Source organism: Cupriavidus sp. H18C1, from assembly GCF_049311595.1.
Lineage (GTDB): Bacteria > Pseudomonadota > Gammaproteobacteria > Burkholderiales > Burkholderiaceae > Cupriavidus > Cupriavidus cauae.
This window is the reverse complement of record NZ_CP186009.1, coordinates 556,398-573,173: the sequence shown is the minus strand read 5'-3', so window position 1 is coordinate 573,173 and position 16,776 is coordinate 556,398. Positions and strand designations below refer to the sequence as shown.

Annotated in this window: 11 protein-coding genes and 1 pseudogene; 4 read left to right on the top strand and 8 right to left on the bottom strand. The window is 70.4% G+C overall.

Features of this window, described 5'->3' with window-relative positions; genetic code table 11:
- Positions 1 to 99: 99 nt before the first annotated feature.
- The 3 genes from OJJOAM_RS18385 to OJJOAM_RS18375 are packed head-to-tail and all read left to right on the top strand — an operon-like array spanning position 100 to position 3,908.
- On the top strand, positions 100 to 1,194 hold the full coding sequence (locus tag OJJOAM_RS18385; RefSeq protein ID WP_422650959.1) for a polysaccharide biosynthesis/export family protein: 1,095 nt from the start codon (positions 100 to 102) through the stop codon (positions 1,192 to 1,194).
- A 9-nt stretch (positions 1,195 to 1,203) separates the two neighbouring features.
- On the top strand, positions 1,204 to 1,668 hold the full coding sequence (locus tag OJJOAM_RS18380) for a low molecular weight phosphotyrosine protein phosphatase (RefSeq protein ID WP_422650659.1): 465 nt from the start codon (positions 1,204 to 1,206) through the stop codon (positions 1,666 to 1,668).
- Complete coding sequence (locus tag OJJOAM_RS18375) at positions 1,665 to 3,908, top strand: polysaccharide biosynthesis tyrosine autokinase (protein ID WP_422650658.1); 2,244 nt, start codon at positions 1,665 to 1,667, stop codon at positions 3,906 to 3,908. Before OJJOAM_RS18380 ends, OJJOAM_RS18375 begins: the two co-directional genes overlap by 4 nt.
- 582 nt (positions 3,909 to 4,490) lie before the next feature.
- Here the strand turns inward: OJJOAM_RS18375 and OJJOAM_RS18370 are convergent.
- Complete coding sequence (locus tag OJJOAM_RS18370; protein ID WP_422650657.1) at positions 4,491 to 5,801, bottom strand: hypothetical protein; 1,311 nt, start codon at positions 5,799 to 5,801, stop codon at positions 4,491 to 4,493.
- Positions 5,802 to 5,901: 100 nt separating this feature from the next.
- Between OJJOAM_RS18370 and OJJOAM_RS18365 the strand changes: the two genes are divergently transcribed.
- A complete protein-coding gene (locus OJJOAM_RS18365) occupies positions 5,902 to 6,450 on the top strand; it encodes a hypothetical protein (RefSeq protein ID WP_422650656.1) in 549 nt (182 codons plus the stop codon).
- Between the two features lie 375 nt (positions 6,451 to 6,825).
- Here the strand turns inward: OJJOAM_RS18365 and OJJOAM_RS18360 are convergent, their stop codons facing one another.
- The 7 genes and pseudogenes from OJJOAM_RS18360 to OJJOAM_RS18330 form a co-directional block, all read right to left on the bottom strand.
- Complete coding sequence (locus OJJOAM_RS18360) at positions 6,826 to 9,204, bottom strand: polysaccharide biosynthesis tyrosine autokinase (RefSeq protein WP_422650655.1); 2,379 nt, start codon at positions 9,202 to 9,204, stop codon at positions 6,826 to 6,828.
- Positions 9,205 to 9,231: 27 nt separating this feature from the next.
- Positions 9,232 to 9,954 (bottom strand): Crp/Fnr family transcriptional regulator, encoded by a 723-nt coding sequence (locus OJJOAM_RS18355; RefSeq protein ID WP_006577453.1) that lies wholly within the window; start codon positions 9,952 to 9,954, stop codon positions 9,232 to 9,234.
- Positions 9,955 to 10,260: 306 nt separating this feature from the next.
- Positions 10,261 to 13,167 carry a glycosyl hydrolase 2 galactose-binding domain-containing protein gene (locus tag OJJOAM_RS18350; protein ID WP_422650654.1) on the bottom strand — a complete coding sequence of 969 codons (2,907 nt, stop codon included), beginning with the start codon at positions 13,165 to 13,167 and terminating at the stop codon, positions 10,261 to 10,263.
- A gap of 34 nt (positions 13,168 to 13,201) precedes the next feature.
- A pseudogene (locus tag OJJOAM_RS18345) lies at positions 13,202 to 14,195 on the bottom strand (DUF1839 family protein).
- Positions 14,188 to 15,201 carry an amino acid--[acyl-carrier-protein] ligase gene (locus OJJOAM_RS18340; RefSeq protein WP_422650653.1) on the bottom strand — a complete coding sequence of 338 codons (1,014 nt, stop codon included), beginning with the start codon at positions 15,199 to 15,201 and terminating at the stop codon, positions 14,188 to 14,190. The pseudogene OJJOAM_RS18345 and the gene OJJOAM_RS18340 overlap by 8 nt, the downstream one beginning before the upstream one ends.
- A gap of 11 nt (positions 15,202 to 15,212) precedes the next feature.
- Entirely contained in the window at positions 15,213 to 16,448 is a 1,236-nt protein-coding gene (locus OJJOAM_RS18335) for an acyl-CoA dehydrogenase family protein (RefSeq protein ID WP_422650652.1), read from the bottom strand.
- Positions 16,445 to 16,696 carry an acyl carrier protein gene (locus OJJOAM_RS18330; protein ID WP_422650651.1) on the bottom strand — a complete coding sequence of 84 codons (252 nt, stop codon included), beginning with the start codon at positions 16,694 to 16,696 and terminating at the stop codon, positions 16,445 to 16,447. Before OJJOAM_RS18330 ends, OJJOAM_RS18335 begins: the two co-directional genes overlap by 4 nt.
- Positions 16,697 to 16,776 lie beyond the last annotated feature (80 nt).

The window sequence follows — 16,776 nt, the reverse complement described above, 5'->3', positions numbered from 1 at the left end:
GGGAGGTTGCCATGAAAGCATTGGAACAGCATCAGCAACGCGGTCCACGCAGTGTGCGCCGCGGTCGGGGGAGTGGCGGGACTGGTCGCCGCCGGCGCGATGGGAGCGGCGGCGCTGCTGGCCGGCTGCGCCAGTTCGCCGGGCATGTATTTCGACAAGCAGGCGCCGGTCTCCGCCATCGGCCCCGACGCGGTGCCCAAGATCACGCCGATCACGATGGACCTGGTGCGCGAGCTGCGCAACAACTCGCGCCGGGACAACGAGAACGTCGAGGAACTGTTCGCCGCGCCGCAGCCCTATCGCGTCGGCCCGGGCGACATCATCTCGGTGGTGGTGTGGGACCACCCCGAGCTGGTCTTCCCGACGCAGACCTACAGCATCGGCCAGGCCTACGAGTTGCCCGCCACCGGCGGCAGCGCCAACGTGCCCGGCTATGTGGTCAGTCCCAACGGCGACATCCAGTTCCCGTACGCGGGCGTGATGAAGGTTGGCGGCAAGACCGCCAACGAGGTGCGCGACCAGATCGCCAAGGCGCTGTCGCGCGTGGTGCGCGATCCGCAGATGACGGTGCGCGTGCTGGCCTTCCGCAGCCAGCGCGTCTATGTCGACGGCGAAGTCAAGACGCCCGGCATGCTGCCGATCGACGACGCGCCGATGACGCTGGTCGAGGCACTGAACCGCGCCGGGGGCGTGCTGACGCAGACCGGCGACAGCAGCCGTATCCGCGTCACGCGCGGCGAGCGCAGCTGGTACATCAACATGCCGGCGCTGCTGGCCAAGGGCGTCGACCCGTCGCGCATCCTGCTGCGCAACGGCGACATCGTGCGCGTCGAGCAGCGCGAGGACAGCAAGGTGTTCGTGACCGGCGAAGTGCTGCGGCCCACCGCGCTGCTGATGCGCAACGGACGCATGACGCTGAACGAGGCGCTCGGCGATGCCGGCGGCGTGAATCCGAGTTCGGCCAGCGCCGACCAGATCTACGTCATCCGCAAGACCACCGCCGGCGAAGAGCCGAAGGTGTTCCACCTCGACGGCAGCTCGCCGGTGGCCCTGGCCATCGCGGAAGGATTCGAGCTCGAGCCGAAGGACGTCGTCTATGTCGATGCCCGCGAGCTGGTGCGCTGGAGCCGCGTCATCAACCTGCTGATCCCGTCGACCCAGCCGGTGATCGGTACGGCCGGCGTCGTCCGATAGGCGGGCACGATGATCCGAACCATATTGGTGGTCTGCATCGGCAATACCTGCCGAAGTCCGATGGCCGAAGCGCTGCTGCGGCAGGCGTTGCCAACGTGCGAGGTGGCCTCGGCCGGACTGGCACCGCCGGTCGGCGCGGCGGCGCATCCGTGCGCGATCACGCTGATGGCCACCGAAGGGCATGAACTGCGCGGGCATCGCGCCCGCGTCCTCGATGCGCAGCTGGTGGACTGGGCCGATCTGGTGCTGGTGATGGACCTCGAGCAGCGCGACGAGGTCGAGCGCCGGTTTCCGGATGCACGCGGCCGCGTCTATCGCATCTGCGAGTTCATCGCGGCCGACGTGCCCGACCCCTTCGGCGGTTCGCACAGCATGTTCGCCATCGCACTCGGCTTGATCAAGACGGGCATCGAATCCTGGTCGGTACGCATAAGAGCCATTGCGCCGGCCGAATGTCACGGGGAGGCATCATGAATAGCAACAACATCCGGAGCACCCACTCCGAACGCGCGGACGAGCGCGATGGCATGGTCGATCTGACCTCCTGGTTCGACGTGCTGGCGCGATACCGCTGGACCTTTCTGACGGTGGCGGGTCTGGTCATCGCGCTCGGGGCGATCTATGCGCTGATCGCGCGGCCGGTCTATCGCGCCGACATCATGGTGCAGGTCGAGGAGAGCACCAACACCACCGCGGCGACCAACCGCGTGGCCGCGCAGATCTCGCCGATCATCGAGGTCAAGTCGGCCGCCTCCGCCGAGATCGAGCTGCTGCAGTCGCGCATGGTGGTCGGGCGCGCGGTCGACAACCTGATGCTGAACATCGAGGCGTCGCCGCGCTACTTCCCGATCGTGGGCCGCGCGATCGCGCAGAACAACAGCGAGCTGTCGCAGCCGGGCCTGCTCGGCTGGGGCGGTTTCGCCTGGGGCAGCGAATCGATCGCGGTCAGCGAGCTGACGGTGCCGGCCGAGATGGACGAGCGCAAGATCACGGTGACCGCGCTCGGCAAGGGCGACTACCGCGTCAGCTTCGCCAGCGATCCGGCGCGCGCCAACGGCAAGGTCGGCGAGCCGCTGACGGTGAAGACCGCCTACGGCCCGGTCAACCTGACCATCAGCAAGCTCGACGGCCGCCCCGGCGCGCAGTTCGAACTGCGCCACCTGCCGCGCCTGGCCGCGATCGCCCGCCTGCAGCAGCAGCTTCACATCATGGAGCGCGGCAAGCAGAGCGGCGTGATCGGCGTCACGCTCGAAGGCGATTCGCCGCAGCTGACCGCGGCGATCCTGAACGAGATCGGCATGGAGTACGTCGAGCAGAACGTCCGCCGCAAGGCCGCCGAAGCGGAGAAATCGCTCGAATTCCTGCAGGGCCAGATGCCGCAGCTGCGCCAGCAGGTCGAGGCCGCCGAATCGCGCTATAACGCGATGCGCAACCAGCGCGGCACGGTGGACCTGAGCGAGGAATCGAAGCTGATCCTGGCGCAGTCGGTGCAGATCCAGACCCGCCTGCAGGAGCTGAAGCAGAAGCGGCAGGAACTGGCGATGCGCTTCGTCGGCGACCACCCGAGCATCACCGCGATCGACGGCCAGATCGACAGCCTGACCGCGCAGCTGAACGGCGTCACCGGGCGCATCCAGCGCCTGCCCGATGTCGAGCAGAACGTGCTGCGGCTGATGCGCGACGTCAAGGTCAACACCGAGCTCTATCAGGCGCTGCTCAACGACGTGCAGCAGCTCAAGCTGATGAAGGCGAGCAAGGTCGGTACCGCGCGCCTGGTCGATCCGGCCAACGTGCCGCTCAAGCCGGTGCGGCCGAACCGCCCGCTGATCGTCGCGGTGGCGGTGGGCCTGGGCGTGCTGGCCGGTCTGCTGATGGTGGTGGTGCGCCGCTCGCTCGACGGCGGACTGACCGATGCCGACGAGATCGAGCAGCATACCGGCCTGACCGTCTACGCGACGATTCCGCAGAGCCAGCAGCAGGCGCGCAAGTTCGGCGGCGCCAGGCCGCTGCCGGGCTTGCTCGCGCTGCAGGAGCCCGAGGACCCGGCGATGGAAAGCCTGCGCAGCTTCCGCACCGCGCTGCAGTTCGCGCTGGTCGGCAGCCGCAACCGCATCGTGGTGATCACCGGCCCCGCGCCGGGCGTCGGCAAGTCCTTCATCGCCGCGAACTTCGCCGCGATCCTGGGCGCCGGCGGCAAGCGCGTCGCGCTGGTCGACGCCGACCTGCGCCGCGGCGGCCTGAACCACCGCTTCGGCTCGCGCCGCTCGCCGGGGCTGAGCGACGTGCTGCTCGGCACGCCGCTGGACAAGGTGGTGCAGCGCCAGGTCGCGCCGGGGCTGGACTTCATCCCGACCGGGACGCAGGCGCCGCAGCCGGCCGACATGCTGAACAGCCCGGGCATGGAAGCGCTGATCGATGAACTGAAGTCGCGCTACGACGTGGTGCTGATCGACTCGCCGCCGGTGCTGGCGGCGGCCGATGCCGGCATCCTGGCCAGCCGGGCGGGCGCGGTGTTCCTGGTGGCGCGCGCCGATGTCACCACGGCGAGCGAGCTGCAGGCGACCGACAAGGCGATCCGCCATGCCGGCGGCGACGTCAAGGGCGTGCTGTTCAACGGCCTGCATGTCGAGGGCCGCTGGTACCGCTCGCACTACCACTTCGGCAAGTATCGCTATATGAACCAGTACAGCGCGATCAAGGCCAAGCGCGCCTGATCCGCAACCACCCTACCGCCGTATCAACGCCGATCCCCGCCCAGTGCGGGGATCGGCGTTTTGTAGGACAGCGGGCGCGCGCCGCGTAGGAACGCGCTGTCGGTCTTTTGGCCATTTGTAAGGAGTTGTTGAAAGGCGGAAACGGCAACGAGCGCTTGCCATCAAAAATCGAGCGAGCGGCAGCATCCTTGGATCGCGTGCCGCCACCGTCGTCCCCGCGGCCCCTTCGGCCGCGGGCTTCGTTCGATAACAACTCACGAGGTCCGATATGTCCCGAAACCTGACTGTGCGCACCCGAACCGCCCTGGCGGCGCTGGCCGCGGGTCTGATCAGCGCGACCGCCTTTGCGCAGGCGCCGATGGCGCCTTCCACCGGCACCGGTGCCGACACCAGCGTGGGCGCGGGCGCCGCCGCTGGCGCCGGCGGTACCGGTGTCGGCGTGGGTGCTGGTGCTGGTGCCAGCGTTGGCGCCGGTGCCGGCACGATGGCGCCGGCCGGCGCCGCCTCGACCATGCCGACGACCGGCCCCGCTCCCGGCAGCGTTCCGGCCGGCATGGTCGCCGTTCCTCACGGGCCGGGCGTCTACCAGCTCCAACCGAAGCTGGACCCGCTCGTCGAGCGGCGCATGGCACGCGCCGAGGCACGCGGTGAGTACCGCGCGCGCAAGTCCGAAGCGCGGCAGGAATACAAGCAGGAAGTGAAGGCCGCCAAGCAGGAACGCAAGCAGGAGATGCGCGAGGCCAACGAGGAGGCCAAGCGCGAACTGACTACGCCGCCGGCACGCTGATGCACCGTGGGCCGCCTTTGGCTCCGGACGATGGCCGAGCGCCAGTCCAGGGCCTTCAAGGCGGCCCGCGCGGCGGCAAGGTCGCCAACCGGGTAGCCGGCCAGGTTGCCGACGATGCCGCCGCCTGAGTGCCCAACCAAGCCGCCAACCAAGCCGCCGACTAAGCGGCCGACGACGCGGCCAGCGAAGACCTCGATGCCGCTGCCACCGGCGCATTGAACGCCGCCAGATGCCGCATCAGGCAAGCCGCGAATTGCGCGCGGCTCTCCGCGAGAAACAGCGAATGGTCCAGCCGCGGCAGCACATGGACGCGAATGCCGCTCAGCGGGGCCAGCGCCTCCAGATGCCGGCCGAAGCGCGCCCGCGCTTCCTCCAGGCCGATATCCCCCCGCCCCATACAGCAGATCGACGCGCACGCCGCGGCGTTGCAGGTCGTGCATCGCCTCGCGTGCATACGCGTCCAGATCCCTCGCGCCCGGATCGGCGCCGGCGCGGCGCGCAAATAGCCGGCGCGCCAGCGCGGCGGCATGCGGCCACGGATCGATCTCGCCGCGCAGCAGCCGCAGCCATTGCGCCGGATTGCGCGCCGCGGCCAGATAGACCCGCGTCGATTGCGGCTCGGCATCGACGTCGGCTTCCGATTCGGCTTCGGCGTCGGCATTTGCCCCCTTGCCGCCGTCCCGGCTGTCCCAGCGGAACTTCAGCAGGTTGGCGAGCACCAGCCCATCGATGGGCGCGGCGGCCAATGCGGCCTGCAGCGCGACAAAGCCCCCCGAACAGATCCCGGCCACCACCACGCGCCGGTAGCCGCGCGCCTTGAGCCACGCCGCCGCCGCCGCAACGTCGCGCCACGGCTGCTCGCCATAGAGCGCCGCGATCCGCATCGTGCGCGCGGCCAGCGGACTGTCGCCCAGCGCCGACACGTCGAGCCGCAGTGCCGCCACGCCGGCATGGGCGAGCTGGCGGGACAGCGTGACGAACAGCCGGCAATCGCCGACATGGTGGTTGCCGCCGGTGTTCGGGAACAGCACCGCCGTGCCGGTCGCATCGCCGCCATCGCCCGGCGTGCACAGCACGCCGAACTGACGGCCGCCATCGAGCCACACCGGCCGCTCCACCGCCCCCCTCGACGCGCAGCACGGCATCGTCCGGGACGTGGCCCGAGGGCTGGCCGCGGCGCGCGACCGAAGCGGCCGGACCGAGCCATTGCGCGATCTGCTGCCACGCCTGCTCGGGCACGCTGCTGTTCTCGGCCGAGCGCATCATGGCCGGGTATTCGTCGAAGTCGAGCCGCGTCACCTGCGCACCCTGGGCACGATAGCGGCTCGCCAGCGCGGCGACCGGCGAACCGGCGCCGGGCCACGCATCGAGCAGCAGCACGCGCGGCCCGGGACAGGTGGCACGGCGTTCGAGCCGCAGCGCCTCCAGCAAGGCCACGGCATCGGATGGCAGCCGGTAGCCCAGCACCTCGCAGCTGCCGTCGCACGGCGGCGCGACCGCAATATCGGGGATCGCGTTATTGCACCAGCTGTGCTGCAGCGCGCGCAGCTCGCGCAGATAGGTTCGGCCGGTCACCGGCGGCGCCAGCAGGATCAGTCCGTCGGGACGCTGCCCTGCGTCGGCGGCCATCGCCTCGGCGGCCAGCACCGCAAGCGTCGCGCCCAGCCGCAGGCCGCACAGCACCACGCGCTCGACCCCGGTGTGCGCGCGCAGCGCTCTGCACGGCGCGCACGATGCTGTGCGCACAGGCGCTGAGCCGATCGGGACCTTCGTCGGTTCCCGCCGAATCGCCGCAGCCGGGATAGTCGAAGCGCAGCACCGGCATGCCGGCGCTGGCAAGATCCGCGGCCAGATGCCGCCACGCGCGATGCGACCACATCGCTTCGTGGCCCCACGGCGCGCACAGCACCACGCCGGTTGCGCCAGGGCCGGCGTGCAGCCAGCCGACGCAGTGGTCGAACGCCACTCGCTTCATCGGTCTTCCCCCGGATGCCAGGATGGTGCGCGGGCAAGAGCCCGCGCGTGCCATCTCGACGCCTTCCTGCTGCCTCGGCAATCCTGCGCAGTCCCTACGCAGAAACGGGTACGCTGCCCGCTTCATGCCGCCTTCATGCCGCCTTCATGGTCCTTTCATGCCTTGCCCGCCGCGGTCGCCACCGGACGTTCCAGGGCACGGGCCGCCGGTGTGGCAGGCGGCAGTGGCATGCCGAGATACGGATTGATGGTGGCGAAGTCCGCGCGGTTGCTGCGGCGCTGCGCGACGCCGTTGATGATGCCGCCCGCGATGCGCGCGTCGGCGCGCGACAGCCGCTTGAGCGTGTCGTCGACCTGGCCGGGCAGCGTCACGTCGGCGCGCATGACCAGCAGCGTCGAGCCGGCCAGGCTGGCGATCAGCATCGCGTCCGCGACCGACAGCACCGGCGGCGTATCGACGATGACCAGGTCGAAACGCTCCTTGCACTGCTGCAGCGCGTCCTTCAGCGTCGGCAGCATCAGCAGCTCGGACGGATTGACCGGCGTCGCGCCGGCGCCGAGGATGCACAGGCCCGCGACCACGGTCGGCTGCACCGCCGCGCCCACCGGAATGCGGCCGGCCAGCACGTCCGACAGTCCCGGCTCGGCGGCCTGGCCGAACCACGTCGCGACCTTGCCGCGCCGCATGTCGGCATCGATCAGCAGCACGCGTTGGCCGGCCTCGGCGAACAGCACGGCAAGGTTGACCGCGGCGAAGGTCTTGCCGGCCCCCGGCGCCGGACTGGTGATCGCCAGCACGCCATCGGGCGCGCCGCGCAGGCCGAAGTACAGCGAGGCCCGCACGCTGCGCAACCCTTCGACCGCCAGCGCATGCGGCGAGCGCCGCGCCAGCAGGAAGCGGTCGTGCAGTCCGTTGCCATTGCGCGCGCCGGCCTGCGGATCGTCGCCGCCTTGCGCCTCGGCCAGCGCGGTGCCCGGCGCGGGCGCGGCCAGCCGTTGCCGCGCGGCGTCGGCAAGCCCCATCGCCGCCATCGCACCGAAGCGCCGTTCGAGTTCCGCCTGGCGTTCCAGTTCGGCCTGCTCGTCGCTGAAGGCGACATCGCCCAGCATCGACAGGCCCAGGCGCGCCTCCGCTTCGTTGGCATCGGCGACCACCGGCTTGACGCGCCGGCGCAGCATCACGCCGCCGATCGCCAGCGCCAGCGCCGCTGCGCCGCCCGCGATCGCGGCCGGCCATGGACCGACGCCGACCGGCACGGTCGACGCCGCGGCGGCATCGACAATGCGCACCGCGCTGCTGCGGTCGGCCTGCACCAGCGACAGCTGTTCGATCTTGCGGCGCAGGGTCATGTACATGTCCTCGGCCACCTTGACGTCGCGCGTCAGCGCCACCGATTCGCGCTCGGACAGCGACAGGTTCTGCATGCGCTCGTCGAGCTCGCGCCGCTCGCGGATCAGCTGCTGGATCTGGCTGTCGACGGTCTTGACCTCGTTGGCATCGGTGGTGAAGCGCTGCAGCAGCTTGGTACGCTCGAGCCGCAGCGCGGCGATCTGGCGCTGATACTCCATGCTGCCCTGCAGATACGACTGGGCGTCCTGCGTCGGCTGGATCGAGCCGGAGCGGGAACGGTAGCGGGTCAGCGCCGCCTCCGCGCGCTCGAGTTCGGCCTGCACGCGCGGCAGCTCGGCCGCGAGGAAGGCCAGCGATTCGGCCGCGTCGCCGCGCCGCGCGCTCGTCTGCCCGCGGATATAGCCATCGGCGATGCCGTTGACCAGATCGGCGGCCTGCTTGCGATCGCCGCTCTGCCACGACAGCCGCACCGTGCCGCCGGGCATTTCGCTGACCTTGAGCTGGTTCGCGACGGCATCGACCGTGGCCACCGGATCGCGCCGCATCAGCGTGAAGCGCGTGCCCGGGCGTGCGTCGATGCGGGAGATCAGCACCTCGACGCCATCGACCGCCGCGGACTCGCCGACACGGCCTTCGAGCAGCGTACGGTTGCCATCGCTCAAGCGAAACGCGCCGCCGCTGAGCACCTCCAGCGTCAGCGGCTTGTTCAGCAGCCGCTCCGGCACGGCGAGCGTATCGAGCGCCATGCGCTCGCCGCCCCACGCATAACCCATCCCCGGCGGCCAGGCGCCGCGCACCTGTCCCGGCTCGGACAGGCGTGCCGCCAGTGCGCCGACCAGCGGCGCGCGCACGGGCTCGGCGGTGACGCCGAGCCGAAGCTGCTCGATCACCGGCGCGGCCACCGCGCGGCTCTTCAGAATGCTGGCGTCGAAGCCGGCAGCCGGATTCGATGGCGCGCCCGGCGCGCCGGCGACGGCGACGTCAGGCTGCGCGACCTGGATCAGCGCCGCGGCCTCGTAGCGCGGCGGCACCGTCAACGCGGCCAGTCCGGCCACGGCGGCGCCGGCCAGCGTCGCACCGACCAGCAGGCCGGCGCGGTCCTGCAGCGCACGCGCATAGCCGGCCGGCCGCTGCGGCACCACGTTGGGAGCCGGCATCGTTCCGGCGAAAGACAACCTGTCCACGGCAATCTCCTGACGCACTGGCGCAGTTCACGCTTCGGCGAGGGCCGGCAGCAGCCGGTCGAACTCGCGCTTGACGAGCTTGTAGCATTCGCACGAATGCGCTTCGAGCCCATGACGATCCAGCACCGTGATATGGCCGCGGCTGTGGTGGATCAGGCCGAGGTCCTCCAGCTTGCCGGCGGCCTCGGTTACGCCCTCGCGGCGCACGCCGAGCATGTTGGCGATGACCTGCTGCGTGATCACCAGCTCGTTGGTGGCCATGCGATCGAGTGCGAGCAGCAGCCAGCGGCACAGCTGCTTGTTCAGCGAATGGTGGCGATTGCAGACCGCGGTCTGCGCGATCTGCGTCAGCACCGCCTGCACGTACAGCAGCGTGGCGCGCTGGATCGTCGGCGAGCGCATGAACTCCTGGCGCAGCGTGCCCGCCGACAGGCGGTACGCGAAGCCGGGCGTGCGCACTTCGACGCGGCACGGCATGGTGTCGCCGCCGGTCAGCACCGGAATGCCGACCAGGCCTTCGTTGCCGATCGCGGCGATCTCGGCCGTCGCGCCGTTCTCCAGCAGCGACAGCATCGACACGATCGCCGTGGTGGGGAAGTACACATGGTGGATGCGTTGACCCGAGTCGGTGAGCAGTTGTCCCGCACGCATCCGTACCAGCTCCAGGTGCCCCGACAGCGTCTCCCACTCCTTGCGTGGCAGCGAGGCCAGCAGGTGGTTGACGTGCAAATCCGAACGTTGACCGATCATTTCTGTTCTCCCTTCTTGTCCTTTTTGTTGCTGTTTTTCCCCCGCCTCGCACCGATGCCCATCGACGACGTCCGTCACAACCACGAGACAACGACGCTGACCGTGACGGCGACGCGGTGCGGCTTGCGTGCTTCCATTAAGTTCCATCTGTGGGACGCCCAACAGTAGCCGCACGGCTGAAACCTGCTCATCCTTCGGTAGGTGGGAATCGGGAGGGGACCGCGTTACAGCGATGCAACCATTCGGCACGGCGCGGCGGCGATGCGCGCGCGCGCTGTGATGGGGATTGGCTTGCGGGCCGATGCGCTACGCGCGGTAGCCGAGTGGACGAGGCGCGTTCAGCGCGCGAATCTCACCCATCGGGATGGCAGCGCTCGCCAGACGGTTTAGGCCTTCTCCGCCGCCCTCGTTGCCGCGCCCCGCACGATGAGGTGGTCCATCGTCGGCACGCAGCAGCACCCGGTGGCTCGCGCCGGGCGCGAGATGGAAGCAATCGCTTGCCGGCTGCAGGTTGGCATCGTCGATCTGCACCCAGCGGGCGAAGCGGCGCGCCGATACCGTCAGCCACCACTGGCCGTCGATGCGCTCGACCTGCGCATGCAGCTCCGGCGGCGCCAGCGCGTCGGCGCCGCGATCCGGCAGATAGAAGGCCTCGCTGACGAGCGAGCCGCCGGCGTCGAACCACGCCGCATGCACGACGTCATGCAGGCGCGGGCCGAAGCGATAGGCATAGGCGAAGTCGAAGAACTCGCCCGCCAGCTCGGCGCCGCTGACGCATTGCACCGAGCGCGGCGCCAGCGTGATTTCGCGCACTACGTCGAGCAACGGCGTCAGTCCCTCGCGCAGGCAGCGCAGCTGCAGGCGCATCGGCTGCGCGACGGCGGTCTCGTTGATCAGGTGCACATGCACGCCGTTCAGCCCTTCGTCGGTGAGCAGCAGCTGCCGCGGCTGCCAGACCTGGCGCAGCGCATGCCAGGCGGATTTGGGCCGGCGCAGCGCATCGACGATGCCCCAGCCGGCGCCGGGTACCAGGTCCTGCCATTGCCACACCAGTGCTCCGGCGCAGGATGAGCCGGCGCGGCGCCATTCGGCGAAGACCTCGCTCATCAGCTCGGCGACAACCGCGCGCGAGCACTGCAGATAGCGCGCCGGATCCTCCCTGCGCAGGCGCGCGGGATCGACCGCGTACAGCGATTGCAGATAGAAGTCGCGCACGTCCTCGAAGTCCCAGCTCGCGCCGGCATCGCGCGGCACCGCGCGCTTCCAGCGCGGGTCGTGCACCGGCGCGACGCCGGCCATCGCCTCGCGCAGCGTGCGCTCGCATGGCACGTTGGCGAAGGCCAGGCATTCGGCGGCAAAGCGCACGCGCGCGCGGCGGGCATCGTCGAGCGGCCGCTGGTAGGCGCCGACACCGTAGTAGTGGCTGACGCCGCGATCGGGCTGGAACGGCCACGCGCCGCCGACCGGCGAGTTGCGGACATAGGGCACGGCAACGCCATGCGCCGCGATGCAGTCGGGAATCACCGTGTCGAACAGCGGCTGGCGCCACGCGTCGCGCGGAGCGCCCAGCATCGCGGCCTGCTGTTCCGCCTCGCTGCCGCCGCACAGCACGGCCAGGCTTGGATGGTGCGCATGCGCGGCCAGCCATTGGTGCACTTCGCGGCGTGCGTCGTCGAGCAGCGTGGCGCCGGGGTCGGTTTCGGGGTTGGTCCCGGCGTTGGGCCCGGCGTTGATGCCGGCATTGGTCCGGACATTGGTCGCAGCGTCGCTGCCGGCGCTGATCCCGACGCCGGTGCCGACGCTGGTCCTGGCATTGCTCGAATAATCGAAGTTGGCGAACAGGAAGTCCTGCCACACCAGCAGGCCCATCGCATCGCAGGCCGCGTGGAACGCCTCGCCCTGATAGCACGCCACGCCGCTGACGCGGATCATGTTCATGCCGGCCTCGCGCGCCTGCTCCAGCCACGCCGCGCAGGTCCGCGCATCGGGCGCGTGGCCATGCAGGTCGAGGCTGGCCACACAGGCGCCGCGGCAGAACACCGGCACGCCGTTGACGCGAACGACGAAGCCGCCATCGCGCTCATCGACATCGATATGCCGGAAGCCGACCCGCGCGCACGGCAGCGTCTGCGCGCCGGCGCGCAGCATGACGTCGTACAGCACGGGCTCGCCATGCGTATGCGGCCACCATTTGCGCACGCGCGGCACGCGCACGCTGCCGTGCCATACCAGGCCGTGCTGCGGGCCGTGCTCCAGGCCGTGCTCCAGGCCGCGTTGCGGGTCGTGTTGCGGGTCGTGTTGTGGGCCGTGTTGTGAGCCGTGCTGTGCGTCGTGCCGGCGCGTCAGCGCGGCCTCGTGGCCGTCGACCGTCACCGTCAGCGGCCCTTGCGAGAGCGCAGCGACGCCGCGCACCTGCACCGATACGACGCCGTCGTCGCCGTCGAGGCGCGCGATGACTTCGCAGCGCGCGGCGTCGAGCGCTCGCGCGGAGGCGGGCGCCGGCAGCAGCTCGACCTCGCGCCACGGTCCCACCGCATGTACCGGTGGACACCAGCCTGGCATATGGCCCAGCAGCGTGGTGCGGACATGCCGCAACGAGGGCGGCGACACGAGTCGCGGCTTCCATCGCACCGGGCCGCGCCGGCCGCGCAGCGCGCGCTCGAGCGAACGGAAGCACAGCGACAGCGTGTGGGTGCCCGACAGCGTCAGCGCGATCTCGTGTTCGATAAACATCGAGCGGCTGTCGAGCACGCGCGTGTCGTCGAGCCACACCTCGCAGACGGTGGCGAGGCCGCGCAGCCGCAGGCAGTGCGCGCCCTCGCCGGAGATCGGCACGCGATACCAGTAGTCGCGCTGGTGCAGCGGGGGCGGCGCCTCGGCGCACCAGCGGCCGGCCGCCTGCAGGGCCTGCGCGACGGTGCCGGGGACCGGCGCCGGCAACCAGCCGGCTTTGCCCGGCACGGCTTCGGGCAAGGGAGTCGGCAAGTCGGTCGGCACATCGGTCGGCACATCGGTCGGCACATCGGTCGGCACATCGGTCGGCACGTCGGTCGGCACGTCGGTCGGCAAGCCAGCCGGCGTGGTGACCGCATCGGCCTCGGTTTCCAGCATCCGCCACGGACCGGCCAGCGGCTGTCGCGTCAGCGGCCGGCCCAGCGGCATGGCCGCCGCCATCCGTTCGCATATGTCCGGCGCGGTCGTGGGCGCGGTCATGGGCGCGGTCGCGGTCGCCGCCGCGCCCGCGGCCTCAGGGCTCGCCCTCGCCGACATAGGCGGCCAGCGCCGGTACCGCGGCCTCGTAGCAGGCTTCCATCTGGTCGAGGCAATCCTGGCAAGCGTCGGGCCGGCGGCCGAGAATCGAGCGGATCAGCCGGAACTGCATCACCATCGCCTCCGACGCGAGCCGCTGGCACGCCGTGGCGATCGCGGCCGGCAGCGGCTGCCCCTGCAGGCTGAGCCAGCGCAGGTACTTGCCGAGCAGCTCGAAGTTGGCGCCCAGTTGGCGCAGCACGTTGAACGCGTACGGGTGGAAGGCCGGTTCGCCGCGCACCGCCAGTTCGTCCAGATGCTGCGGAAACACCTGCCGGTACGCCGCGATCGGATTCTGCCGCGGGCGACGCGCCAGATGCCGCCGCAACAGCGCCAGCGAGGCGCGCAGCAGCATCGGCCCCGACAGTGGCGGAAAGCGCCGCCGCACGACCTCGGCATACGGGAACAACAGATTGGGATCGGCCTCCAGGTCCGGCAGCAGGCGGAACAAGCCGGCATAGTCGTCTCCGCGCGCGACGTGGTAGCCGTCGTTGTGGTAATAGCCGACGCCGCGCGCCTCCGGCATCAGCACGTCGATGCCGATGGTGGTCTTGGTGTGCTGGCGCCGGTACGACGTGGCGCGATTGTCGGGCAGGTAATAGCCATCGACCTCGAGCAGCACCACGTGGCCGCGCGCGGTCTGCGTCGCGACATGGCGCTCCATCGCGTCGTAGAGCGAGAGCTCCTGCACCACCACGCCATAGAGCCGCTCCAGGTCCTCGACCGGATATTTGAAGAAGGTGAACTGATCGCCCTCGAAGTCCTGCGCGACGGTAAAACGGCAGCGCCGCCAGCGGATCGAGCTGCCAGCCGTGCAGCAGTTCGATCCACAGGTCGACATAGCAGTTGGTCTGCGGCCAGACCGCCTGCTCGGTATGCAGCACATGCGAGGCATGCACGGATGGCGACAGCCGCCCGGTGCCGTCATACATGGCGCAGTCCCAACAGCTCGCGCACCTGGCTGGGCCAGCGCGCCAGCGCGAAACCATGGTGGCGCAGCAGCGCCAGGATCAGCCGGTCGATGCCGAAGCCGACGCAGCCGGTGTGGGCGCGCGCGCCGTCGGCGGTGCGCAGCGGCCAGACTTCGGCGAAGTGGTCCTTGTGGTAGTTGAAGCTCATGCAGGCGGTCGGCGGGGCGTCGTCGTGGATCGGAATCAGCAGTTCGAACTTCAGCTTCTGCTCGCGCTGGCCGTCGGCGACGATCCTGCCGCCGCGGCCGAAGAACGGGTCGTTGGCCAGGTCCAGCTGCCAGGGCAAGGCGAGTTGCTGCGCCAGCGCGCTGCCCCGCTCGATCCACTGCGCGCGGAACGCGACGATCTGCTCGGCGGTGCCCAGCCGCACGTACTCGCGCATGCGGAACAGCTGCATGCGCGCCGGATCGACCGAGGGCTCATGGCGAAAGCAGTACGACAGCACGTCGACGACGCGGCCCTGCGGCGGCAGCGGGCCGCGCGCGGCCATCACCGGATAGATCGGATAGCAGGCGGCCGGCGTCAGCACCACGCGCGTGGGCCGCTGCTGGTCGGCCCATTCCTCGCCGGCATCGAGCCGCGCCAGCAGCCGATGATGATCGCGATCGCTGCCGCAGAAGCTGTGCACGGTGCCGGCCAGCTGCGGGAAGCTCTTCAGGTATTCGCTGGCTTCGAAGTCCTGCCGCGCCATCGCCGGCGGAAAGCGCATCACCTCGGCCTGCTGGTCTGCGCCCAGCGCGCCGATGGCGGCGTTCAGGCCGTCGGCAATGGCTTCGAAGTCGGCGCTGCGGCCATACAGGCCATCGACGCCGGTCGGAATCAGCAGGCCGGCCTCGATCAGCGCCTGGCGAAAGCGCCGCTGCGCCGCCAGCGCGGCCGCCTCCGGCGATCGGGACAGACGCTGCGGCGGCGCCGCGGTGTCGGCAGGCTCGACGGCGCCACCGTGCTGGCCGCTCTGGTAGTCCATGCCGATTCTCCTCAATGCGAACGTTCGGCCAGCAGCAGGCTGGCGGTATTGGTCAGGATGCGGTCGTTGCTGATCATCAGCGGCGCCGACCACAGGTCGCGCAGATGGCGGCCGACGCTGAACGGTGTGCCCTGCTTGTAGCCCGCCATGCCGCAGATCAGCAGCGCGATCTGCACCGCTTCCAGGGCCAGCGTCGACACGCTGGTCTTCAGGCCGTTCATTTCGGCGGCGAAGGCGAAGTCCGCGGAGACGGATCGGCCCGGCGTGTGCTGACGGTAATGCGCGAGCGCCATCTGCACGCGCGCCTCCATCGTGTCGATCATCGCCGCCGCCTCGGCCAGCCGCGTGGCCGACGGCGGCAGCGTGCCGGGCCGCGAGCGCGCCTGCCCCTGGAAGAAGGCCTTGGCACGCTGTACCGCGTCGGCGGCGATGCCGGTCCACAGCGCGCTCCACAGGATGTGCGACACCGGCGTCATGGTCGCCTCGGCGATCTCGCCGAACGGCACCGGCACGATCTGCTCGCAGGCGCCGCGCGCCTCCAGCCGGAAGCCGTTGCTGCAGGTGCCGCGCATGCCCAGCGTGTCCCAGCCGCTCGTGCATTGCAGCGTGCAGTCGCCGTCCAGCACGCAGACCAATACCTGGTCGGACTGCGGGGCCTCCGCATGGCGGCGCGCGGTGGCGAGAATCACGTCGGCCTGCGCGCCGTAGGAGATGGTCGGCGCCATCTTGACCAGGTGAAAGCGTCCGCAATCGGTCGCCACCGCACAGCCGCTGGTGCGCAGCGCGCCGCCGATCGACTGCTCCGAGGTGGCCGAGGCCAGCAGCAGCTGCTCGCCGGCGATGCGCGCAAGCAGGCGCTCATGCCAGATACTGCCGCGCGCATGCGCGACCAGGCAGGCAACCTGGATCTGATGCATCGCGTAGATCATGCCGGTGGCCCCGCACGCGCCGCCGAGCACGCGGCAGACCGCCGCGATGGTATCGAGCAAAGCGCCGCCGCCACCCAGTTCCACCGGCACCATCGCTCCGAGCAGGCCGCGCTCGCGCAACGCGGCGAGGGCCGCCTCGGGGAACGCCGCCTCGCGGTCCACGCGATCGGCCTGCGCCGCCGCCAGCGGCACCACCTCGCGCGCGGCAGCCAGCATGTCCCGCGGTGGATGCGCCGCGTCCGGCGGATCGACATGCGCCGCATCGGTGCCGGCGGCGTGCGGGCGGGGCTGCACCGCCTGCGCCGTGAACGCGTTCATGCTGCCTCCTGCTGCTGGCGCAGAGACACGATCGCGTCGGCCAGCGACTGGATGCTGCGAAACAGCTGGCGCGTCAACATGCGGTCAGGAATCTCGATATCGAAGGCGTTCTCGATGGCCAGCATCACATGCACCGTGGCGAGCGACGACAGACCGGCTTCGTAGAGATCGGCCTGGTCGTCCAGCGTGTCCGCTGGCACCTCGAGCCGGCCCACCTCCGCCAGGATCGTGCGAATCGTGGCTTTCATGGTCTCCCTCTCCCTGGGGTCTTGGTATGCCCCATTTGGCTCGACCGTACCCGCCGGCACCGTGCGCTTGCCAACGCACG